This window comes from Brevibacillus sp. AF8, from assembly GCF_021270385.1.
In the GTDB taxonomy this organism is placed as follows: domain Bacteria; phylum Bacillota; class Bacilli; order Brevibacillales; family Brevibacillaceae; genus Brevibacillus.
Genome location: NZ_JAGQDN010000024.1, coordinates 1 through 24,469, shown reverse-complemented (window position 1 = coordinate 24,469; position 24,469 = coordinate 1). Strand labels below are relative to the sequence as shown.

Here is a 24,469-nt window from a genome sequence, read left to right as displayed (position 1 = left end):
GAGGCCAGCTAGATGAAACTGACGATTCTGATTGCAGATGACGATCCACACGTACGCGAGCTATTGCGGTTTTACTTAGCTAAAGAGGGATACAACGTCTTGGCTTGTGTGGATGGAAATGAGGCTTCGCAGCTGTTAGAGCACGAGTCTGTCCAGCTCGCCATCGTGGATGTGATGATGCCAGGCAAAAACGGCTGGGAGCTATGCCGGGAGATCCGGGAATTTTACGACCTCCCTGTCATCATGCTAACGGCAAAGGGAGAGGTACGGGATAAGGAAAAAGGTTTTTTGGCGGGGACGGATGATTATTTGACCAAGCCATTTGAGCCTACCGAATTGTTGTACCGCATCAAGGCCTTGCTGCGTCGTTATCAGATGGTCAGCAAACAAATCATTGTCATAAACGATACTGTCATCGATCGTATCAGCCATGTTGTGAAGGTGAAAGAAGAGTTGATTCATTTACCATTAAAGGAATTTGAACTGCTTGCCCAGCTTGCCAGTTTTCCTGATCGGATCTTTACCCGGGATCAACTGTTGGAGCTCGTGTGGGGGAGTGATACGGAGAGCGATAGTCGTACCATCGATGTGCATATTAAGCGGCTGCGAGAGAAATTTACGGAGAAAACCAATGACTTTGTCATTTCTACCGTTCGTGGTTTAGGCTACAAGCTGGAGGTGCGAGGCACGTGAAATCTCTCTACGTTCGGGTTGTTTTTACCTTCGTCGCCATTGTACTGATCAGCGGCACACTTGGATTTATGCTGGCAAATGAGTATTATCAACGAAACCTGCGTGCTTATAATGAACAAAAAATCACGAGTATCGGACAGCAGATAATCGATTTGTACGAGCATAAATCCTCGCTCGACCTCACCGCCTTTATGACCCATGTCGGCAATTTGAATTTTCAGTTGCATCTCGTGGATGAGAATGGCGGAGTAAGCCAGTTCGGAGCACCTTTTCGAGACCAGCAGATAGAGCCTGCCATCGTTCAAAAAGTATTGGCGGGTGAGACCTACAGAGGAATTACAGAAGAACAGCACGGCTTGTTTGTGACCGGATTTTTCGAAAACACGTTGACAAACAGCATTGGCTTGCCGCTTATAGCAGAAGGGAAAAAGTACGCCCTGTTTGTACGGCCAAATATTGAGCAGCAGTTTGGCGAGGTGCACATTATGTTTGCTTTGCTGCTGGCAGCGATGTTTGTCCTTAGCCTGATCCTGATTTTGGTATTTACCCGTTATTTGGTGAAGCCGATCGAGAAGCTAAGCCGTGCGACCAAAAAGCTGGCAGAAGGGCAGTATGATATACACTTGGACATCGCTCGCCGGGATGAAATCGGCGATTTGGCTATGCATTTTGCGAGAATGACAGAGTCACTCAAACAACTGGACGAGATGCGCCAAGAGTTTGTCTCCAATGTCTCTCATGAAATCCAGTCTCCATTGACATCGATCCAAGGCTTTTCTCAAGCCATCCGCAGCGGTGGTGTGACAAGCGAACAGCGGGAGATGTACTTGACGATCATCGAAGAGGAGAGCAGACGTCTGTCTTCCTTGAGCAAGCAGCTGTTGACGCTCGCTTCCCTGGACAAAGAGACCGGGCTGTACGAACCGACCCGTTTTCGTCTGGATGAGCAGATCAGGCAAGTCCTCTTAGTTTTGCAGCAGCAGTGGCAACAAAAAAAGCTCGCGATGGAGCTGACCTTACCGGAGACCTTCATCGTGGGTGACAAGCAGCTACTCAATCAAGTATGGATGAACCTGCTTGCGAACAGTATCAAATTCACCCCAACGGCTGGCTCTATTTACATTGCGATACAAAAGGATACGCGAATCGTCGTGACCATTCGGGATACGGGGATCGGCATGTCAGAAGAGGAGCAGGAGCATGTCTTTGACCGCTTTTACAAAGGAGACAAGTCACGCAATCGGGAAGCGACGGGAAGCGGGCTCGGTCTTTCTATCGTGCAAAAAATTTTGCAGGTCGCAAAAGGCAGCATTCACATTCAAAGCCGTATAGGCGAAGGGACAACGGTCAGAGTCAGTCTACCGACGGGTGAACATCCTACTGCGCGAACGACAAACGAATCTTAACGAAACGATGCAAGGGAGTGATTTCCATGAATATCGGCATGCGTCTCCTCGCCGCAGTTATATCCCCTCTCTTTACCGGTCTGTATGCTGCGTTGATCATCTACCTTTATCGTGACCCTAGCGCGCCGTACGGGTTTGGACAAGAGTATTTGCTGGGCGTGCTCATCAGCATGGCAATGAACCTGATTGTCTTCGTATGGCTGTCGGTATTCGTGGACTGGCTAGTGAATCGATCACACGTAATCGGGTGGAAAAAATACGCAGTGCGTTGCGCCGGATATGCTGTCATCGGCTATGCTCCTGTACTTTTTCAATGGCTAATAAGTGTTGATCCGCAAGCTGCATTGTTTTATCCGCAGGCAACAGTGTTTGTGTTCGCTTCCATATGTTACTTCTTTATATTTGTGGGAATAGAGGCGATCAGGCAGCGGTTTACCCGGAAAACGAGTATAAACCGCCATGGTTAATCAAATGTTTAAAATGCCGGAGTAACAAAAAAGCCCGAGCAATCAGGTAGCTCGGACAATCGTTTTCTGTTCTTTGGCGTGTTCAATCCCCGCAGATATGAGATGGCGTACATGGTCATCATCCAACGAGTAAAATACGAGTTTTCCTTCTTTGCGGTACTTGGCCAGTCCCATGTTGCGCAGAAGCCGCAGATGATGGGAGGTGTTAGCGATCGAGCTTCCGATAATAGCAGCCACATCGCAGACACAGAGCTCGTCTTCCATCGAGAGGATGTGAATGATTTTGGCGCGGGTGTCATCGGCCAACGCCTTGAAGATTTTTGCTACCCCTTCTGATTCTGTGGCGAACGGCTTTAACCGATTTACTTTTTCCTCATCAAAACATTGGATTTCACAGATGTCATCCACTGTAACCATCACCTCATGCTCTACAATGTCCTATTATTATAGACATTCACAGAGAAAGTGAAAAGGAAAAACGACATTTTCATGGCAGTGTAGTGTCCCTCTCTGTTTTCGTGTAAGATGAACATGATCCAAGAAATGGGGAGAGAATACCATGAGTGCACAACCAAAGTGCCCGAAGTGCCGTTCTGCGAAAATCGATTTGACGGAATCGATTAATAAGCCATTATACATAACCATTTATGCAGCGGTTTTGGCAGTGCTCGCCTTGATCGGCATTTCAGTGAAAGGGACTCCTGTCATCTTTTTGTTCCTCGGACTGTCCGGTGCCTTTATCCTGTTTGCCGTTCGTCTTGCCTTAGAAAAGCGTAAAGTAATCAAGTGCAAATGTCTGGACTGTGGGGAGCGTTGGCAGACCACTCCAGCACCAGTAGAAGCCCGTACCAAGTAACAAGACTCCTAGTAATAGGGGTCTTGTTCTTTATTCTCGGTCTGTAAAAAAATGGGCGAAATATTCAAATCAATTCTTGAACGAACCAGAAGGATACGATAATATAATAATTAAATATTTGTTTGAATGTTTGTGGATGATTTCATTCGAAGCTGGGCAAAATAGATGCTTGGAAAAAGGTGAAAACAGATGGCAGAAGAACGAAAAAAAGATGAGTGTTGCAGTGGGCCTCAATGCGGCAGTGAGCATAAGCATGCTGGTAAAATTCTCACGGTTCTCGAGCCTGCGGCTGCGGCAACAGAAAGCGCAGGCATTCTTTCTTCACAGGCTGTTGTTTATCGCGTTATAGGCATGGATTGCAGTTCGTGCGCCAAATCGCTGGAAAAGCATATGCAGACGTTGCCTGCTGTCAAAGAGGTAAACGTGAACTTTTCCACGGGTAAAATGCAGCTCGTCGCGGATGGGCTGGGAGAAGATGCAGTGGTCAAGGAAGTCGCCAAGGCTGGCTACAGCGCCATGCTGCTTACGAGGCGTACAGCCAAAGCAGTACCGAAAACGGATCAAGCAGGGACGGTTCTGACGACGATTTCCGGTGTGTTGTTGGCACTCGGTTTTCTAGGTTCCTTATCGCCTAGCATATCTCCATTGGTCGTCACTGTGCTCTATGCGTTGTCGATCATAAGTGGCGGCTACCGACCTGCGCGCAGTGCTTTTTACGCGATCAAAAGCGGTTCACTGGATATGAACGTATTGATGTCTGTTGCGGCAGTAGGAGCAGCCTTGATCGGTGAGTGGCTGGAGGGCGCAACAGTCGTCTGGCTCTTTTCCATTGGAAACTTGCTGCAGACCAAGTCGATTGAAAAAACGCGTGACTCTATACGCAATCTGATGGATTTGGCTCCGCCTGAAGCATGGGTCAAGGTTGGGGAGTCTCTTACCCGCAAGCCGGTTGAGGACATCGCTGTCGGTCAAGTCATCGTAGTGAAGCCCGGAGAGAAAATCCCGCTGGATGGTGTGATTGTACACGGGACATCTAGCGTCAATCAGGCCCCGATTACAGGTGAATCAATCCCAGTAGATAAGCTGGTCGGCGACAGTGTTTTTGCAGGGAGTGTCAACGAAAGTGGCGCGGTGGAGATCAGGGTAACCAAGCTGGTGGAGGATACGGCGATTGCCAGAATCATTCATCTCGTGGAGGAAGCGCAGGAGAAAAAAGCGCCTACTCAGGCGTTCGTCGACAAATTCGCTGCGATCTACACGCCAATCGTGCTCGTGCTTGCTTTGTTCGTGATCGTATTCCCGCCATTACTCGGACTCGGTACCTGGGGAGAATGGTTTTACAGAGGGCTTGAGCTGCTGGTTGTTGCTTGCCCGTGCGCTCTGGTCATTTCCACGCCAGTTGCGATTGTGTCCGCGATTGGAAATGCCGCGAGAAACGGAGTCCTGATCAAGGGCGGTACGTTTTTGGAAAAGGCGGGAGCGATTACCGCAATTGCTTTCGATAAAACGGGCACATTGACGGAAGGAAAACCACAGGTTGCAGCAGTTATCGAGATGGAGGGAAGCGAGGACGAAGTAGTGTCGATCGCCAGAACGATTGAAGAGCGTTCTTCCCATCCGATTGCACAAGCGATTCTCACCTATGCCAAACAAAAGCAGGTTGCTTCCCGGAGTGGGCAAGATTTCAAGGCGATCGTCGGAAAAGGGGCGAGCGCTGTCATTGGAACCGAAACATTCTATGCAGGGAAGCCCGCCCTGTTTCAAGAGCTGGGAATCGATCTGTCGTCATGGCAAACGAAAATCGATTCGTTGCAAAGTGAAGGACATACGCTAGTAGTTATCGGTACCGCAACGAAATTGATCGGGATGATTGCCGTTGCTGACACCATTCGTGAGATTACGGTTAGTGCCATTGGCAAGCTCAAGGCCGCGGGAATCGAAGACATCGTGATGCTGACCGGCGACAATACGGGTACGGCGAAAAAAGTAGCGAGTCAGACAGGCGTCAATCGTTATTTTGCAGAGCTGTTGCCACAAGATAAGGTAGAAGCGGTCAAGCGACTCCAGCAAGAAGGCAAGGTCGTCGCCATGGTGGGGGACGGGATCAACGATGCGCCTGCTCTCGCATCAGCTGACTTGGGGATTGCCATGGGTGGAGCAGGTACTGATACGGCAATGGAAACCGCGGATATCGTACTAATGGCTGACAATCTCGAAAAGCTGCCACACACGATGAAGATCAGCAGAAAAGCACTCACGATTATCAAGCAAAACATCTGGTTTTCGATCATCGTGAAGCTGATTGCACTCGTGCTGATATTCCCAGGATATCTCACCTTGTGGCTGGCGGTGCTCAGTGACACGGGAGCCGCCTTGCTGGTCATCTTAAACAGCATGAGACTGTTGCGTATGAAGGACTAAATAAAAAGGGAGATGAGCTGTCAAAGCTCTCTCCCTTTTCTTGTGTATAGGTTTATACCAAGACGCCGCCGCCGTATCTTTCGAATTCTTTCTGGGTGCAAGCGACAAAGTGACCGCGCTCAACTTCACGCAAGACGCGTTCTTCCCCTTGATCACGCAAATATTCCTGATCATCGAAAACGATCCGCTTACGGTTGCGCTCATAATCAGGGTCTGGCAATGGAATTGCCGAGAGCAACGATTTGGTGTACGGATGAATCGGATTCTCGTACAGACGATTACTTTCTGCCAGCTCCACAATACGTCCGCGGTACATAACACCAATGCGGTCACTGATGTATTTAACCATGGACAGGTCATGGGCGATGAACAGATAGGTCAGGCCTTTTTCTTTTTGCAGGCGCTTGAGCAGGTTAATGACTTGCGCCTGAATGGACACGTCGAGGGCAGAGATCGGTTCGTCGGCAATGATGAATTCCGGATCAACAGCCAATGCCCGTGCAATCCCGATCCGTTGGCGCTGTCCGCCGCTGAACTCATGCGGGTAACGGTTTGCGTGCTCGCGGTTGAGGCCGACGGTTTCCAACAGCTCGTGTACTTTGGCGATGCGTGCTTCCTTGTTCGCCAGGCGATGAATGTCCAGACCTTCTGCAATAATATCGGATACGGTCAGACGTGGATTCAACGATGAGTACGGGTCTTGGAAAATCATTTGGATTTTGCGGTTGAGCCATTTCTTTTCTTCGAGTGTTTTCTTCCCGTGTACACTTTGTCCATTGAACAAGACCTCTCCGCCAGTTGCATCGTACAGGCGCAGGATAGTGCGTCCTGTGGTCGACTTACCGCAACCAGATTCACCCACAAGACCGAAGATTTCCCCTTTATAGATGTCAAAGGTGATACCATCTACAGCTTTCAGCGTATGACCATTCCCGAGGTCAAAATGCTGTTTCAAATCTTTGACTTCAACCAGCTTCTCTCGGTTCTCGTAGTTGAACGTTTTTTTGGTGCTTGCTGGAGTCTCGGTCGGCTCATCAGAATTGACTTTTCGTCTCACAGCCGAAGCAGGCGGTTTGATGTCAGGTGCCATTTCATGCAGGAGCCATGTTGCCGCATAGTGCGTATCGGAGATTTTGAACATCGGTGGCTCATATTCCAGATCGACCTTCAACGCAAATGGGTTACGAGCCGCGAAAGCATCCCCTACAGGTGGCTTGAACATGTCGGGCGGTGATCCAGGAATGGACATCAGCTCGTCATCGCTGGAATCGAGGCTAGGCATGGAGCCTAATAGACCCCATGTATACGGGTGCTTAGGATCGTAGAAAATTTCATCGACTTTACCGATTTCCACAATTTTACCTGCATACATAACCGCTACACGGTCTGCCATGTTAGCAACTACACCGAGGTCGTGGGTAATAAAGATGATCGAGGTACCCATCTTCTTTTGCAGTTCCTTCAGCAACTCCAAAATCTGCGCCTGAATCGATACGTCCAGAGCAGTTGTCGGCTCATCGGCGATGATAATTTTTGGATTGCAGGCGAGTGCGATGGCAATGACAATCCGTTGACGCATCCCACCGGAAAACTGGTGCGGGTATTGATCGACACGTTCTTTGGCAAATGGAATCCCTACCATTTCCAACAGCTCAATAGCACGGGTGCGCGCTTCTGCACGGTTCAGCTTTTGGTGCTTGATGAAGCTCTCCATGATTTGGTTCCCGATAGTCATCGTCGGATTCAAGGAAGTCATCGGGTCTTGGAAGATCATCGAGATATCGCGACCGCGAACATCCTGCATTTCTTTTTCGGAAAGCGTAACCAAATCTCTTCCTTCAAAAAGAACTTGTCCTTTTGGAATGCGTCCAGGAGGAGAAGGAATGAGGCGCATAAGTGCTTGGGAGGTGACGGATTTACCGGAACCAGATTCACCAACAATCGCCAGTGTTTCTCCTTTTTCCAGATCAAAGGAGACGCCCCGTACTGCTTTGACTTCACCTGCATACGTATCGAATGACACATGCAAATCTTTTACTTCTAACACTTTTCCCATATCATCATCCCTTTCGAGCATGCTTTGTCGTGAATAACCCTCCATGTATATCTAACAATCTCTCTAGTAGGAATTTTTGCGAAAATGAAAATCATTATCATCATTATACTATATTCATTAACCGTTGTTAAAAAATTTTTTTCTACGTTGCATACTCATGCAGAATCTTCTTCAATTTTGCCAAAAGCCCAGAATAGAGGTTTTTTTAGCGTTACCAAATGATAGCCCAGTCATACTATGCATCAAAGCACAGAATACTGGCTTAAAGGAGGGTAACGCTTGTGAACAAGCTCAATGAGCCCAAGGAAATCGCACTCACTTTTGATGATGGACCGGATCAGATGTGGACGCCTCGTGTGTTAGACATATTAGCCCACTATCAGCTAAAGGCCACTTTCTTCTGTGTGGGACAAATGGTGAAGTACAATCCGAAAATGCTGGAGCGGATCGTAAAGGAAGGACACATGGTAGGAAACCATAGCTGGGATCACCCTGACTTTACGAAAATCCCCCTCTGGGCTGTTCATGAGCAGGTAGAACGTACCTCAGATCAGATCGAAAGGGTAGTGGGTGTGAGACCTCGGACGGTACGGCCGCCATATGGAGCAGTGAATGAGGAGGTCATCCAGCTGCTTGCGGCGAGCGAATACGAAATCATTTTGTGGGATATAGATAGTTGGGATTGGAAAGGTCTCACCGGCCCACAGGTCGCGAGGAACATCCTGGGACATGTCACCCCGGGCGCAGTCGTGCTTCAACATTCCGCTGGCGGTACAAAAGACACGCTCAAGGGGAGTATGGACGCCTTGCCCTATGTCATTGAGGTGTTAAGTGAGCAGAAATATACCTTCTCAACCATTTCCGTCATGTTTCAAATGGCAGCTTATCGAGAAAGAACCGACCCTGTCGTGAAAAGGAGAAGGGACAGATAGAGGAAAAGGATTAAAATCTGTGGTAATAAGTAGAATCAGAAGATTTCTTTTAGGGGAGCGAATCCGTACATGTCCAAATCTGATAATATGCTCTCCATTTTGTGGCTGTTGAAGACCGGCAAGCGAATGACAGCCAAGCAATTGGCAGAGATTCTCGAGATCAATATTCGCACCGTTTATCGCTATATCGACTCACTGTGTGCGAGCGGTGTACCCATCATTTCGGATGCCGGACACAATGGTGGCTACAGTTTACTTCAGCATTTCAATGAAGCTCCGTTGTTTTTCGACCTCAACGAGCAAAAAGCCTTGATTCATGCAGCGGCTTTTGCCCAAGAGGCTGGTTATCCTTTCGGAGCAGATTTACACCGGGCCATTTCCAAGCTAAAACGTTACACAAATGAAGAGCAGCGTGACGCGATTGACCGACATAGTATCGGCTTCGAGGTGATTCAGCCTCCTGTTGATCCTTCTCTCGAATCTACCCTACAAGAACTGGAGCTGTCTGTTGCCAATGGATACACCCTTTCGATGGTGTATCAGAAAGCCTACCAGACAACGAGACAGAGGCGTCATATCGATCCATACGGGCTCGTTTATTGGAAGGGAAATTGGTATATCGTTGCCTATTGCCATCTCCGAAGTACCATTCGCAGCTTTCGTGCAGATCGTATTCATGAGATCCAACGGACAGAAGCTAGCTTTCAACGCCCTCCTGAATTTTCTGCGCGCCATTTTTTTCTCTCGAATTTACTGCCGGAAGCAGACAAGCAGGGCAACACCGTTTTGATCAAGGTCAAAGGAAGGTCACAGTCACTCGCTGATTTGTGCAGGCATTGGTATCTCGGACATACCGTGATTGAACGCAGCGAGGCACAGGTGATCTTTCAAGTAGATGAGCAAATGGCCCATTCGATCCTTCCTCATTATCTTTTGCCATATGGAAAATCCATTCAAGTTGAAGAACCAGCTTTTGTAAAAGAGCGATTGGCTGCCATCGCTGCCGATTTATTTCTTTTTTATCAGTCGACGTGATATCACTGACCATTTTTGTCAGTAGAGTTGATTTATATTGAAAGCAAAGAAGAGATGGAAAAAGAAAATGGAGGCAGATTAATGATGAAGCATGAAGCATTGCGTTTGTACGAATATCATGTATGGGCAAACGAAAAAGTATTCGAGCGGCTGCAAGAGGTACCAGAAGAAATAAGTGAGCGGGAGGTTCCGAGTGTGTTTCCGACCATCACTCAGACGTTGGTACACATGCTCAAAACGGATTATGTTTGGCTGTTAGCCATGAAAGGAGAGAGCTACGAAGAGGTGGGACCAAAAGTTGGGGTTCTCTTGCAGGAATTAAAAGGGAAGAACGTACATGAGTTGCGAAAACTGTTTGCCGAATCAGCCCAGCAGTTCAGAGACTTCTTTGGGCAAATCTCGATGGAAGACACCGCGCCATATACGCACCCGGCATTAGGCACGGTTCATGCTCGTTATGCCGACATAGTCCAGCATGTCGCCAACCACGGCACCTATCATCGAGGCAATATCTCCGCCATGCTCAGACAAATGGGTCACGCGGGAGCTTCCTCCGATTACATTTTTTATTTATTTGAGACTTCCGCGGTAGAACAATAGAGGTTTTTTCTTTCCATCAACTAACGAAAAAAACAAGCAGCTTGCAAGAGGGAACAGGAGAAAACAGCGAAGATCTTAGGGACACCGACCGAGACGCAATGCAAAAAGCGAAACACGCCCTTAAGCGTCCACCTCTGAAATACATCTTGAGGGGACCACTTTGGACGCGGTTTCGCTTTTTGCATGGAGTCGGCCAGTCAATCCCCCAGCGGGTGGTCCTAGAAGCTGAGTCGTTTTCTCCTGTTCCCTCTCCTCCACTACAGCCACGCAAACTGTTTGCTTTTAAGGATTCATCGTCCGAGCAATCCGCACCTCGAGCCCATTCAAGAACTGACTAAGGTTCGGCTTTAGTTCTCCGACGATACTTTCATTAGGCTTGCCGGGTTCAAAGACCACGTCCTTGTTTTTAGCGACCTCGCTCAAGTAATCCTTGACGATCTGTCCTGTTTTCGTAGCCTCATATTTCTTGGCAAAGTTCTGATACTCTTCCTTGACGGCCGGGAGTAGCTTCATGGTTGCTTCGTCAATGGCATCGTAACGGTAATCAGACAAATATGTTTTGAGATAGTCGATATAGAGCGTACGGAGCTTCACTGCACGTGGGCTACTGCGGTAGTTGACCAAATACTCTTCGACTTCAACCATTCTAGGTCCGAGCTCGGCCCGGGTGATTTGCAACCCGCCGTCACCTAAATACGGTTTACCCGTTTCTGTTTCTTGAATGGACAAGTAGTCCTTTCCTTCTTCACCGAGTGAAGCGGCATATTTTTGCAGTGCTTGGTAATCCACTTGCCAATAAAAAGACATGTCTTTCGTCGCCTTTAAGACGAGTCCGCCCTTAGTTTGATTGAGGAGCCATTGCTTGAAGCTGTCATCGCCTTCTAGCTTGTTGAAATCGTAAGGGTACTGCAAGGCATACAGCTTATCCGCTTTTCCCGGCTGGGCGAGGAGTGCCTTGAAGTTATCGTTTATCGTAGGCAGATGTTTTTCATAGTACTGATCAAGTTCAAAAAATAATTGATCGGCAGTTTTCGTGTCCGTTTTCGCCAGATACTGGTCTAAAAAGGCAGTTAGCTCATTCGCTTCCTTGGCTTGCGAAGCAAGTACGGTGAACTGCTTGAGCAAATCATCCGCTGGCTTTTCGCCTTTTGTTGCATCAGCAGGAGACTTCCCTGTGTTTTCCGTTGCAGGTGGAGCAGGGTCTTTTACTGTCAGTTGATCAGAGGCAGCAGAGGTGCACCCTGTCACAAAAGTAATCGCGACGAGGCTAGAGATAAAAGGGAGAACATATCGTTTCATATCTTCATTTTCACTCCGTAATATTGAATGGTTTCAGTTGATAAATTGTTGTAAATTCGCAAAGCCTTTTCGCCATCCATGACGAAAACCTTGCATTCCACTGACACTCCCTCCCGTCGGTTCCCTTTATATTGGTACGTACCATACCACGTTCAAGTTATCAGTTCAATTCGATCAAATATTCCTGATAGGAAGCAAGCGTCACTTTTGATATACTTTCTCTATTGATGATAATGAGAATGATTATCAATTTTACATAGAGGATCGGGCAGAGGTGAGAACATGAACGAAACACAAGCCTTGGTTCAACAATTCACAGAGAATACCATGGCAGAAGCCATTTTTAAGCTGCGTGACATTACATGGCTCAAAGCACAGGGACATGACCGACTACGCCAACAATTCACTCATTCGCATATTTTGCTGGTAGTAACCGGGGGGCGAGGGCGCCTGCGGCTGGAGAACGAGGAGTACCAATTGCGGCAGGACGCAATTTACGTATGCCCTCCTATGCTTACGTTTGGCATCGTCCCTGATTCGGCTGATCATTTGGAGATGTACATGCTTCGTTTTGATGTCTTTATGGAAACGAGAGACAGGCATCGGCGATTCCAAGCCCTTCGGGAAAAGGATTTGTTTCCTTTTCGGGGAGAGATCTCTGTCCAATCGGCAGGGCAACTGCCTGTCTATTGTGATTTGATCCAGAATCTATGGAAGCAGGAGACGGCGCTCGAGCGATTCCGAGGCCAACACACTTTTCAAGAGCTATGGTACCACATCGTCAAGCATGCTCACTTTTCGGCCACCGATTCTGGAATGGCGCTGGAGCGAGCACGCACACATATGGAAGAGCATTACTCGGAAAATGTGACGATTGAACAGCTGGCTCGCATTGCAGATGTGAGTCCAAAATATTTCGTCGATCTGTTCAAAAAAACGTATGGCATCTCCGCTATGGATTATTTGGCAGAGCTTCGCATCAGCCGGGCGAAGCAGATGATGGTTCAGTCGCATGCCAAGCTGCGCGATATCGCTCATCAAGTGGGCTACAACGACGAGTTTTACTTTAGTCGAAAATTCAAGAAAGCTGTCGGAGTTTCACCGACTCTCTATATGAAAAGCCGCCAACGAAAAATTGCGGCGTACGGCTCGACCATCATCGGGCATTTGCTGGCTTTAAAAATGATCCCTTACGCGGCGCCACTGCACCCGAAATGGACGGCTTACTATCATCACAGCTATCGAAACGATATCCCGGTACATCTGAGTGCGTTTCGAATCAATCAGAATTGGAAAGCCAACATCGAAATGCTTCGCGATGCCAAGCCGGATGTCATCATTGGCTTGGACGAGACGAGTTTGCAGGAACAGAAGCAACTGAACGAGATTGCGCCCACGTTGTACGTACCCTTTGAAGAGCGGGGATGGAAAGAACAACTTCAGCTTATGGCAGACTTCTTGGGTGAGTCCATGGAAGCCCATCATTGGCTTTGCGAGTATGAGAAAAAGGTGAAGCGAGCCAGGGTACAGCTTCAACACGCTCTAGGCGATGAAACGGTGCTCATCGTGCGGATTTTGAAAAATCAGCTCTATGTCCACTGCAATCGCAGTATGAATGAAGTGTTTTATCAGGATCTGCAAGTCAAACCCGCTTTTGTTTCGAAGCTGAATGAATACGACCAGCTTGTGACTGTACAAGAATTGGTTGCACTCGCGCCAGATCGCTTGCTGCTGTTGGTTTGCCAAGAGGCTGAAACGTTGGCATGCTTCCAGGCCTTGAAAGAATCGGGACCATGGCAAGAGATCAAAGCAGTCCGCAACAATCGGGCGCATGTCATTATGTCAGACCCTTGGCGAGAATACTCGGCAACGGCTCATGAACGGATCGTGGAAGAGAGTGTGCGATTATTTTCAGGAGATCGTCCATGTTGATTCTGGATTTCGTCCATGGTCGGGCAGGAGTGGATGCTTTATAATCACGAATGATAATCGTTATCACTAAACTGGAGTGAAACAGTACATTTCTGAGAGGGGTCTTTCAAGAATGAAAAAGATATACCTGGGCTTGAGCATTGCAGCGCTGACATTGGCTCTGACAGCATGCGGCGGAGGAAAAGAAGCAACGAATAACACGACTACTCCAGCACCTGCGACAACAGCTACAGCAGAAAAGCCGGCCGATGAAGCTAATAAAGCAGAGACACGCACGATTAAATATTTGGATAAAGAATATACCGTTCCTAGCAAAACAGAGCGAATCGTCATTGCAGGCAGCATGGAGTCCATGGAAGATTCCCTTGTATTGAACGTAAACCCGGTAGGAGCGATTTCTGTCGGCGGCAAATTCCCGGAGATGTTTACATCGATTACGGGCGAAGCCAAATCCATCGGGGAGAAAACACAACCGAATCTGGAAACGATTTTGTCCTTGAAGCCGGACGTCATCCTCGGTAGCAGCAAGTTCCCACCAGAAACAGTCGAGAAAATGAACAAGATTGCGCCTACTTTCCCTGTTTCCCACATTTCGACCAACTGGGAAGCAAACCTGCAATTGTTGGGTGAACTGACTGGCAAGCAAGCCGAAGCAGAGAAAGCGCTCAATGAATATAAAGCAGGAATTGAATCGGCAAAAGCAAAGTTGGGCGACGGCATGAAGGATAAAAAAGTGTTGGTGATTCGTCTGCGCCAAGGAAACATCAACATCTATCCAGAGAAGGTGTTCTTCAACCCGGCTCTGTACACAGACCTTGGTTTGACTGCACCTGAAGAAGTAAAAGCGGCGAAGGCACAAGAAATTATCTCCATGGAAAAGTTCAGCCAAATCAACCCGGACTACCTATTCATTCAATTCTCTCCAGACGAGAATAAAGACAAGCCAAACGCATTGGAAGATTTGCAGAACAACCCGATTTGGAAGAGCGTGAATGCAGTGAAAAACCGCAATGTTTACGTAAACGTGGTGGATCCTCTCGCACAAGGCGGTACTGCCTGGAGCAAAACACAATTCCTGAAGGCGGCTGTAGAAAAATTGTCTGCCAAGTAAAAGTGGGCGAGGGTAGGCTATGCAATCCAAAAAAGCAACTTCTATGATCATACTAGCTGTTTCGCCAGTGGTGATCCTCCTTACAATCTTGCTCTCCATTCATTACGGAGCCAAGTCGATTGATCCCGGGACCATTTATCAAGCTTTCTTTGCCTTTAATGAAGGGAATGTCGATCATCAAATTGTCATGCACTCTCGTTTGCCAAGAGTATTGGGCGCACTCATGATCGGAGCATTCTTAGCGATATCAGGAGCGTTGATGCAGGGGATGACGAGGAATTACCTCGCGTCCCCCTCTATAATGGGCGTGTCTGACGGTTCGGTCTTTGCTGTTACGCTGTGCATGGTTTTCATTCCATCCGCTACGAGCGTCACGATGATTACCATGTCCCTGATCGGTTCAGCACTTGCGGTTGCGATGGTTCTCGCTTTTTCGCGACTATTGCCGAATGGCTTGACGCCAGTAGGGATGGCGGTCATTGGCACAATTACGGGCACCTTTTTGAGCAGCATTTCAGCCGCGATTTCTACTTATTTTCAAGTCTCGCAAAACGTTAGCTTTTGGTACAATGCAAGGCTGCATCTCTTGGAGCCTGAATTGGTGAAGCTGGCGGTTCCTTTTGCCATCGTCGGTATAGTCCTGGCGCTTCTTTTGTCCAAATCGATCACGATCTTGTCCTTGGGCGACGAAGTATCTCGCGGCCTCGGACAGAGAACGGTGATGGTCAAAGTGCTGGCAACGACCGCTGTTGTCATTCTGACAGGCATTTCCGTAGCGTTGGCAGGAAAAATCGCCTTTGTCGGGCTGATTATTCCGCATATTACTCGCTTTTTGGTAGGTCTCGATTATCGGTGGATCATTCCATGTGCGGGATTACTGGGCGGCATTTTCCTGGCCTTGTCTGACGTTCTCAGCCGATTTATGAACAGTCCATTTGAGACCCCAATCGGTGTGGTAACGGCTTTTATTGGCGTTCCGTTCTTCCTCTATTTGATTTACAAGAGAGGAGGGGGAAAGCATGCCTGATCGAAAAGCTAGATTTCGTTTGCTGTTACTGGTCAATATCGCCTTGATTTTTCTGGCGATTTATATCAGCCTGACCAACGGTGTATTCGACATGACGGTGTTGGATGTCATCCAGACGTTATTGCGTATCGATCCTGTAGCGGAATACGATTTGGTGATTTTCGATTTTCGTCTGCCGCGGATCGTTATTGCGGCGTTCGTCGGATTTGGCTTGGGGGTCGCTGGTACCGTTATTCAGGGGATCACCCGTAACGGGCTGGCTGATCCGGGGATTTTGGGCATTAATGCTGGGGCAGGAGCCGCTATCGTCGCCTTTATGTTTTTCTTCGGTGGACAATTCATGGATGCGAGCTGGTATTCCATTATGGCCATGCCTTTGTTCGGTTTGACAGGCGGATTGCTTGCGGCTGGACTGATTTATCTATTCGCCTGGCGTAACGGGGCGCTTGACCCACAACGACTGATTTTGGTGGGGATCGCAATTGGCTCGGGATTGGGTGCTGTGTCTCTGTATCTTTCGTTAAAAATGAATCCCAATGATTTTGAAATGGCAACCGTATGGCTCTCGGGCAGTATTTGGAGTGCCAACTGGACGCATATTGCGGGGATGCTGCCATGGCTAGTCATACTCATTCCTGTTTTGATGCGCAAGGTGCATATTCTCGATTTGCTTCAACTGGGCGAGGAATCTGTCAAGAATCTCGGTGTGTCCGTCGAAAAGGAGCGCAATATTCTCCTGCTGTCGAGTATCGGGATCGTGAGCGCGTGTGTCTCGGTTTCCGGAGGCATCGGATTCGTCGGTTTGATGGCACCGCATATTGCGAAGCGTTTGACGGGAATCCAGCACAGGTATGTTCTCCCCCTGTCAGGGACAATCGGGATGCTCATGGTAGTGGCAGCGGATTTTATCGCCAAAACTGTGTTCACCCCCCTTGAACTGCCAGTGGGTATCGTCATTTCGATCATCGGTGTACCGTATTTCTTCTATTTACTAAGTAGAAGAAAAAAATAAAGAGGGGACGTGCAAATTGTGAAGGGACAATTGTTTGCAGACGTATGCCATTACCGGGCACTGCTCGTATATTTGCCGCCATCCTATGACAAGAGTACGTCCCGATTTCCCGTCATGTATGTCCATGATGGCGGTGACTTGTTTGATCCTGCGTTCAGTACTGCACTCGATGTAATCGAAGACAAGTTTGCAGAGGGACAAATTCCTGAGCTGATTCTCGTCGGCATCCAACCAGAAAACCGCCGGGATGACTATACGCCCTGGTTTTCCAAAGCGATCTCGCCTGAGCGCAACATTGATTTTGGCGGGCAAGGAGATGCGTATCTTTCTTACATCGCCAATGAATGCAAGGCGTATATCGACAGCAAGTACAGGACAGACCCTAGGCCGGAAAAAACAGGGATCATCGGATTTTCGCTTGGTGGCTTGATCTCGATGTACGCTGCGCACCAATATCCGGATGTTTTCACGAAAATCGGCAGTATCTCGGGATCGTATTGGTATGAAGGTATGGTTCCGTTTATGCGGGAAAAGAAAATGTACCATCCCGAACTGCGCATCTACATGGATGTTGGCAGTCAGGAAGGTGCTAAAAAACAGAACATCCAGAAGCAAATGGTCCCGCTGACAAAAGAAGCGCATCAGATATTGGCTGATAGCGGCTTCACAGCAGATCAGCTCGTCCTGTTTATGGAAGAAGGGGCGGATCATTTGAGCAAATATGCAAACGCCAGATTTCCGGGGGCGTTGCAATGGCTCTGGAATGAGAAGGAGGAGAAAGAAATGGAACTGGCCAAATTGATTAGAGAGCGCCGCTCGATTCATCGCTTTACAGATCGGGAGGTAGACCCTGGGTTGGTTACAGAACTGATGGATACAGCCGTATGGGCGCCGAATTATCACATGACACAGCCGTGGCGCTTTATCGTGACGTACGGGGAAGGCAAGAGAAGAATCGCCGAGGCCGTACGGATCATGAAGGAAAAGCGGGAGATTGATCCGGCGAAAAAGAAAGAAGTCGGCGAGAAGTTTTACAATAAAATTATGGCGATTCCGATGCTAATGACGGTCATCATGGAAGAAAGTCCGAACCTGATTACCCGTCAGGACGACTTCGCTTCGACCAGCATTGTCATTCATAACTTTAGCTTGCTGGTGTGGGAAAAAGGCATCGGTCTGACGTGGGAGACGTACCCGTGGATACACGAGCCGGAATTCCGTGAAGCGATGGGCATTCGACCAGGAGAGAAGGTGCTGGGGAACTTGCATATCGGTTATCCAGCCGCGATCCCTAATGCTCAGCCGCGCATTCCTGCAACAAAGCGCATCACGCTTGTCGACAAAGCATAGGACAAGATCAAGTGAATTTTTCTTGTCACAGGATTACTTTTTGTGGTACCCTTGGATCATTCTACAAGAAAGGGTGACCATTAAGCCAATGATCTGCTAACTCCTATTTCCACAAAACTAATCGGATAAAACGATGCGTTTTTGGATAGGGGTAGTATGTGCATATTGGCGAATAGATGGTAGATCCTTTTTAGACTCACCAAAGGGTTTCTATGTCTTTTTGACGATAATATGCGTAGCCTCCTGTCCAGATCGCAATGGATAAGGAGGCTTTTTTATGTCAAATGTTTTGAAAAACCGCTATGTCAGGGCTATTTTGTTATCAGCATTTCTGTTGCAAATCGGAGTATGGGTTCGCAACATGGCGATTCTGCTCTTTGTGATGGATCATACAGGAGGAGATCCGTTCGCGGTATCCATGATTTCTGTGGCGGAGTATGCGCCAATTTTTCTGTTTTCCTTTCTTGCTGGTACGTTTGCCGACCGCTGGCAACCGAGAAAAACGATGGTCTGGTGTGAGGTGCTTAGTGCTCTATCGGTTGTCGGAGTGCTGCTTACCTTCGTTTTCGGCTCGTGGAAGGCTATCTTTTTTGCCACACTCATTTCAGCCATTCTCTCTCAGTTTTCCCAACCGTCCGGAATGAAGCTGTTCAAGCTGCATGTACCTGGTGAACAGCTCCAGGTAGGAATGTCCGCATACCAGACTATTTTCGCGATCTTCATGGTATTTGGTCCGATTGTCGGTACGTTTGTGTTCCAGCAATGGGGGATGGAGGTTGCCATGGTCATCACTGCGGTTGCGTTTCTATCTGCGGCCGGTGTCCTGTATTTGTTGCCGCCAGATCGCATCGAGAAAGGAGAGCAGCAAGAAACGGCACTGCTTGGCGAGATGGTTAGCGGGATTCGGTATGTGTTCTCCAGTCGCGTATTGTCAATGCTTGGCTTTTGCTTTTTGGCTGTGGGCTTCTCATTGGGAATGATTCAGCCGCTTGGGATTTTTATTGTGACCGAACAACTGCAATTGCCAAAAGAAAGCTTGCAATGGTTAATCACCGCCCAAGGTGTGGGGATGATTGCTGGAGGGGCCATGACGATGGCAGCCGCCAAAACGATTCCACCGCAAAAGCTGTTGGTCATGGGACTCCTTGGAAACGCGGTCGCAGTAGCGATTTGCGGGATGTCTACGAATCTGTGGTTGACGCTTGTTGCTCAGTTCATCGCGGGATTGCTCTTGCCCTCCATTCAAATTGGGATCAACACCATGCTGCTTAAAAACACAGACAGTACCTTTATCGGTCGGGTGAATGGGATACTAACCCCGTTGTTTACAGGCTCCATGGTCGTCATGATGAGTATTACGGGGGTATTGAAGCTGTATCTTCCGCTCGCAGTCATTTATGGGATCGCCGCATTCCTGATGATCATTGGTCTCAGCTTTATTTTGCCACTTTATCGTATGAGAGAAGGAAACGTGGTGCAAAGTACAGAACAGACTGGTGTATAAGTGTTTGGAAGCAAAGGGAGGCTTGGAACAGATGGTGCACGAACAGATTTCTTCTATGGAAGGTTTGAAGATGGTAGCTGCTGTTCGCGAGCTGGCGATGCGGTTGCCAGAAGTAACGGAGCAGGTAGACGCTTTTGGACATACATCGTTTCGTGTAAACGACAAGCCGTTTGTCATTTTGGGAGAGGGGGGCACCGAAGGCCCCTCCTTTTCTGTGAAGGTGCTGAAGACGACCCAAGAGATTTTGCTTGCGCAGGAGCATTTTTATAAGACGCCGTACATCGGCCATCACGGCTGGGTTTCCATCCTGGACAAAAACGTGACAAGCTATGGTGAAATCGAGGATTACATACGGGAAGGCTATATGTGCGCGGCTCCCAAGCGATTGGTCAAGCAATTACAACGCCGCCCCTGATTGTTCCTGTATAATTTTGGCGTAACGAGTAGTGAGCGAGGGTTCGACACAGCAGCATTGAGACAAAGGGGGAGCCGGTTTTGGATTGGAATCTCCAGCAGATGAGCAAATTGCTTGAGGTCGTTTTTGAAAATGCCCATGAACCGATGATCGTAACGGACAAGGACGGAAAAATACTCTTATTGAATCGGAGCTATCGGGAATTTCTTAATGTACAGGACGTGATCGGACAGCCAGTGACGGATGTCATCGAAAACACGCGGATGCATATTGTCGGTCAGGCTGGCGTTGCCGAGATCGCCGACATTCAGCAAATAAAAGGCCAGAACATGATTGCGCATCGCATCCCGATTATGGACGAAGGAAAAGTGATTGCGGTTCTGGGAACGGTGCTGTTCCAGGATGTGCAAGAGCTCACAGCCTTGGCTGCGATGGTTGCTCAGTTGAAGGACGAATTGACCTATTATAAGAAAGAGCTGCGGCGGCGGATGGGGGCTACCTATCACTTTGACCAAATCGTTGGGTACAGTCAGAAGCTGCAGGAGCTTAAAAAATTTTCTCAGAAAGTTGCGAAAAGCGATTCGACTGTGCTCATCACGGGTGAGAGCGGGACGGGCAAGGAGCTGTTTGCCCACGCCATTCATGCCGAGAGCAAGCGCAAAATGGGTCCTTTCATTCGGGTAAATTGTGCCGCTATTCCGGATTCTTTGCTCGAATCAGAGCTGTTTGGCTATGAAGAAGGTGCGTTTACCGGAGCTGTTCGCCGCGGAAAAAAAGGAAAGTTCGAGCTAGCCAACCACGGAACCATTTTGCTGGATGAGATCGGGGACATGCCGTTGCCGCTGCAAGCCAAGCTACTGCGTGTGTTGCAGGAAAAAGAAGTCGAGCGGGTAGGTGCTGTAAGGACGACGCCAATCGATGTGCGGGTGATCGCTTCCACGAATTCGGATATGCTTCAAAGCATCAAGGAAGGGAAGTTTCGGGCGGACCTCTATTATCGGTTGAATGTCGTGTCACTCTCGATCCCTCCGTTGCGCGAGCGTCTGGAGGATTTGCCAGAGCTGGTTTCGAATCTGCTCAAACAGCTTGGCGAGTCCACTGGTGTTGCGGTTAGGGCCATTGATGAAGAGGTATGGAACGTGCTTCGAGGCTACTCCTGGCCAGGCAATGTACGGGAGTTGAAAAACGTGCTGGAACGAGCCCTGCATCTAATGGAAGACGATGTCTTGAAAAAGGAGCATATTTGGCTGCCTGTATCTGACGAAGGGACGCCCGCATCCTTGTCGGGTCCAACTCATGCCGTTCGACCATTGAAACAAGTCTTGGAAGAGGCTGAGCAGGAAGCGCTTCGCCAAGCGATGCAGCAAGCAGGGGGGAACAAGCTTGCCGCCGCCAAGCTGTTGCAAATCAGCAAGTCCAGCTTTTACGAAAAATGGGAGAAGTATCAGTAACACGAGGCGTGTATAAGTCGGGGATGTGGTGTTGAGCCAGGTTCGCGGCTTTTTTCATCTGTAGGTACAACGTTTTGGTAGATTCCGGTTTTCTGGAATAGAGCAAGATGACGTCCCGCAAAAATCCAGTAGCCTTTCTTGAGTAAATTCCCTAAAAAGTGGCGGATTTTTTGCTAGATTCCATAAAACCGGACGAGAAATTCCGGAAATCCGGAAAAAATGCAAGCGTTATCATCTGCTTACCAACAGTCAAGGCACGATGAAAGGGGATGGTTGAACGATTTTTCAGGAATCGGTTGAGGTTGGCATGGTCCATGCAAATAAGTTGGGTTTGAAAGCGTTTTCTTCAAGTGAATCGACACAATTTCCTCTGTAAGCGGAGGAGAAAATTGAAAGGAGAATTCTATGATCATCGAAGTGTTATCCATCTTGATTTCGCTCGGTCTCCTGATGTTTTTTGCGTATCGGGGCTATCCTGTTATCGTATTTGCTCCTATTTTTACGCTGCTGGCCGTTGTCCTTTCCGGGATCTCTCTGCTGCCAAGCTACACCGAAACCTTCATGACGAATGCAGCAAACTATGTGAAATCATTCTTCCCTATTTTCTTACTGGGTGCCATTTTCGGAAAAGTCATGGAGTTGAGCGGTGCTGCCTCTTCCATTGCCCACACGATTGTGAAGGCACTTGGCTCCAATCGTGCGATCTTGGCTGTCGTTTTGGCTTGTTCCATTTTGACGTATGGCGGGGTTTCCTTGTTCGTTGTGGCATTTGCTGTGTACCCGTTTGCTGCTGCGATTTTCCGTGAAGCCAATATTCCAAAGCGTCTCATTCCAGGAACGATTGCGCTCGGTGCTTTTACGTATACGATGGACGCCTTGCCAGGTACACCACAAATTCAAAACATCATTCCTACGACTTATTTCGGTACGGATGCTTATGCTGCACCTGTTGTTGGAACGATTGGCGCCATTATGGTTTTCATTGGCGGGATGCTATGGCTGGAGCGTAGACGCAAGCAGGCTGTCGCTGCTGGGGAAGGCTACGGCGAGGGACATACGAACGAACCAGAGTTGATCAAAAATGAATCGTATTTGAACATCTGGGTCGCGATTCTCCCGTTGGCGTTGGTGCTCGTGGGTAACTATATGTTCAGCAGAGGGATTTGGACAGTAGAGACGTGGTACGATCCAGCGATCCTCAAAGAATCATTTAAGATTGAGAAAGTGAAAAACGTTGTATCTTCTTGGTCACTGATTATTTCGCTCTGTCTCGGAATTATTGCTGCGCTTTTAATCAATGTGAAGCAAGTCAAAAACAAACTGGCTAGTGGGTTGACTGCAGCCGCGATGGGCTCTCTCTTGGCGATCTTCAATACTGCTTCCGAAGTTGGATTCGGAAACGTTGTGAAAACATTGCCGGGCTTCAAGCTCATCCAAGGCTGGATAATGGGAGCTAGTGATCATCCTTTGGTTTCTGAGGCACTGGCTGTTAACGTACTGGCAGGTGTGACAGGTTCAGCTTCGGGCGGTATGTCGATCGCGCTGGAGGTTATGGGCAAGCAATATCTGGAGATGGCGAGTGCTGCGGGAATCAGCCCTGAGCTGCTGCACCGTATTGCCTCGATGTCTTCCGGTGGTATGGACACATTGCCGCATAACGGAGCGGTCATTACACTGCTCGCGATTACTGGCTTGACTCATCGTCAATCGTACAAAGACATTTTCGCGATTACGGTTTTGAAAACGGCTGTCGTGTTCATCCTGGCATTTGCGGTGTCCATTTTCTAATTTTCATCAGAGATCAGCCGGTTTATAGACAGAGAAAATGAGGAGCAGGAGAGGAGATAGTAGGATATGGAGAAGTTGTTGGAGCAACAAGTTGCAGTAGTAACAGGGGCTGCAAGTGGTATTGGTCTGGAGATTGCCCGGACGTTTGCCGAGGAAGGGGCGAAGGTCGTCATACTGGACTTGAATGGGGAATCAGCGGAAGCAGCAGCAGCTCAATTGCAGAAGGAAGGTCACGAAGCCATCAGCTTTGGTTGTAATGTCACCGATGAGGTACAAATACAGGAGTGCATTCAGCAGACAGTCCAGATTTTTGGCAGACTCGATATTTTGGTGAATAACGCTGGATTGCAATTTGTCTCTCCAATAGAAGAGTTTCCGACTGCAAAATTTGAACAAATGCTCAGTATTATGCTGACAGCGCCTTTTGTGGCGATTAAACACGCGTTCCCCATTATGAAGCAACAAGGCCATGGCCGTATCATCAATATGGCTTCAATCAACGGCTTGATTGGCTTTGCAGGGAAGGCGGCTTACAATAGTGCCAAGCACGGAGTCATCGGGCTCACCAAAGTTGCAGCTCTTGAAGGAGCAGCGGCTGGTATTACGGTAAATGCCATTTGTCCGGGGTATGTCGATACGCCGTTGGTACAAAACCAATTAGCGGATTTGGCTAAGACAAGAAATGTGCCGTTGGAAAAGGTGATGGAAGAGGTCATCTACCCGCTGGTGCCGCAGAAGCGACTGCTGCAAGTAAAAGAAGTAGCGAACTATGCTGCCTTTTTAGCTAGCAGGAAAGCGTCAGGTGTCACGGGTCAGGCTGTCGTCATTGATGGCGGGTATACAGCACAGTAAGCCTGTTAAAGTCCCTATTTTTATAGGGGCTTTTTTTATTTTCGCTATCTTTTTTTAAAAAAACTAGTAAAAAACTCTTGTATTCTATTTTTAGATGTGATAGATTATTCCTTGTCGCCAAAAACGACGACAAAATGCGAGAAAAGAAAACGAGATTCGATAAAAAACTTCTTGACTCGCAAATAACGAACGTGATAAGATATGAAGCGTTCGACAAAAAATGCTCTTTGAAAACTGAACAGCGAAAGCGTTAATGAGTCTA

21 protein-coding genes are annotated in these 24,469 nt (G+C 48.2%); 18 read left to right on the top strand and 3 right to left on the bottom strand.

What is annotated here, in order from left to right; translation table 11 throughout:
* Positions 1 to 12 precede the first annotated feature (12 nt).
* From KB186_RS24070 to KB186_RS24060, 3 genes are read left to right on the top strand one after another with little or no spacing between them, the layout of a single operon-like run.
* Entirely contained in the window at positions 13 to 693 is a 681-nt protein-coding gene (locus KB186_RS24070) for a response regulator transcription factor (RefSeq protein ID WP_173612412.1), read from the top strand.
* A complete protein-coding gene (locus KB186_RS24065) occupies positions 690 to 2,099 on the top strand; it encodes a sensor histidine kinase (RefSeq protein ID WP_232774516.1) in 1,410 nt (469 codons plus the stop codon). Before KB186_RS24070 ends, KB186_RS24065 begins: the two co-directional genes overlap by 4 nt.
* A 26-nt stretch (positions 2,100 to 2,125) precedes the next feature.
* Positions 2,126 to 2,566, top strand: a complete 441-nt coding sequence (locus KB186_RS24060) for a hypothetical protein (protein ID WP_232774514.1) — start codon at positions 2,126 to 2,128, stop codon at positions 2,564 to 2,566.
* 42 nt (positions 2,567 to 2,608) lie between these two features.
* Here KB186_RS24060 and KB186_RS24055 read toward each other — a convergent pair whose 3' ends face one another.
* Positions 2,609 to 2,983 (bottom strand): ArsR/SmtB family transcription factor, encoded by a 375-nt coding sequence (locus KB186_RS24055; RefSeq protein ID WP_035290894.1) that lies wholly within the window; start codon positions 2,981 to 2,983, stop codon positions 2,609 to 2,611.
* Between the two features lie 142 nt (positions 2,984 to 3,125).
* Here KB186_RS24055 and KB186_RS24050 point away from each other — a divergent pair, with 142 nt between their 5' ends.
* Both KB186_RS24050 and KB186_RS24045 read left to right on the top strand, forming a co-directional pair.
* Positions 3,126 to 3,422, top strand: a complete 297-nt coding sequence (locus tag KB186_RS24050) for a hypothetical protein (protein WP_173612409.1) — start codon at positions 3,126 to 3,128, stop codon at positions 3,420 to 3,422.
* A gap of 189 nt (positions 3,423 to 3,611) precedes the next feature.
* The gene (locus KB186_RS24045; protein WP_255688946.1) at positions 3,612 to 5,843 is read left to right on the top strand and encodes a heavy metal translocating P-type ATPase; all 2,232 of its coding nucleotides are present in this window, start codon (positions 3,612 to 3,614) and stop codon (positions 5,841 to 5,843) included.
* A gap of 52 nt (positions 5,844 to 5,895) precedes the next feature.
* Here KB186_RS24045 and KB186_RS28330 read toward each other — a convergent pair whose 3' ends face one another.
* A complete protein-coding gene (locus tag KB186_RS28330) occupies positions 5,896 to 7,899 on the bottom strand; it encodes an ABC transporter ATP-binding protein (protein ID WP_173612407.1) in 2,004 nt (667 codons plus the stop codon).
* 281 nt (positions 7,900 to 8,180) lie between these two features.
* On the opposite strand from KB186_RS28330, the gene KB186_RS24030 reads away from it, so the two are divergent.
* From KB186_RS24030 to KB186_RS24020, 3 genes are all read left to right on the top strand, one after another.
* A complete protein-coding gene (locus KB186_RS24030) occupies positions 8,181 to 8,831 on the top strand; it encodes a polysaccharide deacetylase family protein (RefSeq protein ID WP_232774513.1) in 651 nt (216 codons plus the stop codon).
* Positions 8,832 to 8,900: 69 nt separating this feature from the next.
* Complete coding sequence (locus KB186_RS24025) at positions 8,901 to 9,866, top strand: helix-turn-helix transcriptional regulator (RefSeq protein WP_221867411.1); 966 nt, start codon at positions 8,901 to 8,903, stop codon at positions 9,864 to 9,866.
* A gap of 84 nt (positions 9,867 to 9,950) precedes the next feature.
* A complete protein-coding gene (locus KB186_RS24020) occupies positions 9,951 to 10,466 on the top strand; it encodes a DinB family protein (RefSeq protein ID WP_221867433.1) in 516 nt (171 codons plus the stop codon).
* Between the two features lie 282 nt (positions 10,467 to 10,748).
* On the opposite strand, the gene KB186_RS24015 is transcribed toward KB186_RS24020, so the two are convergent.
* Entirely contained in the window at positions 10,749 to 11,765 is a 1,017-nt protein-coding gene (locus KB186_RS24015) for an ATP-binding protein (RefSeq protein ID WP_232774511.1), read from the bottom strand.
* Positions 11,766 to 12,047: 282 nt separating this feature from the next.
* Between KB186_RS24015 and KB186_RS24010 the strand changes: the two genes are divergently transcribed.
* From KB186_RS24010 to KB186_RS23965, 10 genes are all read left to right on the top strand, one after another.
* The gene (locus tag KB186_RS24010) at positions 12,048 to 13,697 is read left to right on the top strand and encodes an AraC family transcriptional regulator (protein ID WP_232774510.1); all 1,650 of its coding nucleotides are present in this window, start codon (positions 12,048 to 12,050) and stop codon (positions 13,695 to 13,697) included.
* Between the two features lie 112 nt (positions 13,698 to 13,809).
* Positions 13,810 to 14,808 carry an iron-hydroxamate ABC transporter substrate-binding protein gene (locus KB186_RS24005; protein ID WP_221867408.1) on the top strand — a complete coding sequence of 333 codons (999 nt, stop codon included), beginning with the start codon at positions 13,810 to 13,812 and terminating at the stop codon, positions 14,806 to 14,808.
* Between the two features lie 19 nt (positions 14,809 to 14,827).
* A complete protein-coding gene (locus tag KB186_RS24000) occupies positions 14,828 to 15,835 on the top strand; it encodes a FecCD family ABC transporter permease (protein ID WP_173612402.1) in 1,008 nt (335 codons plus the stop codon).
* Positions 15,828 to 16,847 carry a FecCD family ABC transporter permease gene (locus KB186_RS23995; protein WP_173612401.1) on the top strand — a complete coding sequence of 340 codons (1,020 nt, stop codon included), beginning with the start codon at positions 15,828 to 15,830 and terminating at the stop codon, positions 16,845 to 16,847. The genes KB186_RS24000 and KB186_RS23995 overlap by 8 nt, the downstream gene beginning before the upstream one ends.
* Positions 16,848 to 16,865: 18 nt before the next feature.
* Positions 16,866 to 18,197: an alpha/beta hydrolase-fold protein gene (locus tag KB186_RS23990; RefSeq protein WP_232774509.1), complete on the top strand. Its 1,332-nt coding sequence runs from the start codon at positions 16,866 to 16,868 to the stop codon at positions 18,195 to 18,197.
* Between the two features lie 277 nt (positions 18,198 to 18,474).
* A complete protein-coding gene (locus KB186_RS23985) occupies positions 18,475 to 19,701 on the top strand; it encodes an MFS transporter (RefSeq protein ID WP_173612399.1) in 1,227 nt (408 codons plus the stop codon).
* A gap of 31 nt (positions 19,702 to 19,732) precedes the next feature.
* A complete protein-coding gene (locus KB186_RS23980) occupies positions 19,733 to 20,116 on the top strand; it encodes an MmcQ/YjbR family DNA-binding protein (RefSeq protein WP_173612398.1) in 384 nt (127 codons plus the stop codon).
* A gap of 80 nt (positions 20,117 to 20,196) precedes the next feature.
* Positions 20,197 to 21,567, top strand: coding sequence for a sigma-54 interaction domain-containing protein (locus KB186_RS23975; RefSeq protein WP_173612397.1), 1,371 nt, complete (start codon positions 20,197 to 20,199; stop codon positions 21,565 to 21,567).
* Between the two features lie 405 nt (positions 21,568 to 21,972).
* Positions 21,973 to 23,355: a GntP family permease gene (locus KB186_RS23970; protein ID WP_173612396.1), complete on the top strand. Its 1,383-nt coding sequence runs from the start codon at positions 21,973 to 21,975 to the stop codon at positions 23,353 to 23,355.
* Between the two features lie 66 nt (positions 23,356 to 23,421).
* Positions 23,422 to 24,207 (top strand): 3-hydroxybutyrate dehydrogenase, encoded by a 786-nt coding sequence (locus tag KB186_RS23965; RefSeq protein WP_173612395.1) that lies wholly within the window; start codon positions 23,422 to 23,424, stop codon positions 24,205 to 24,207.
* The last annotated feature ends 262 nt before the right edge of the window (positions 24,208 to 24,469 follow it).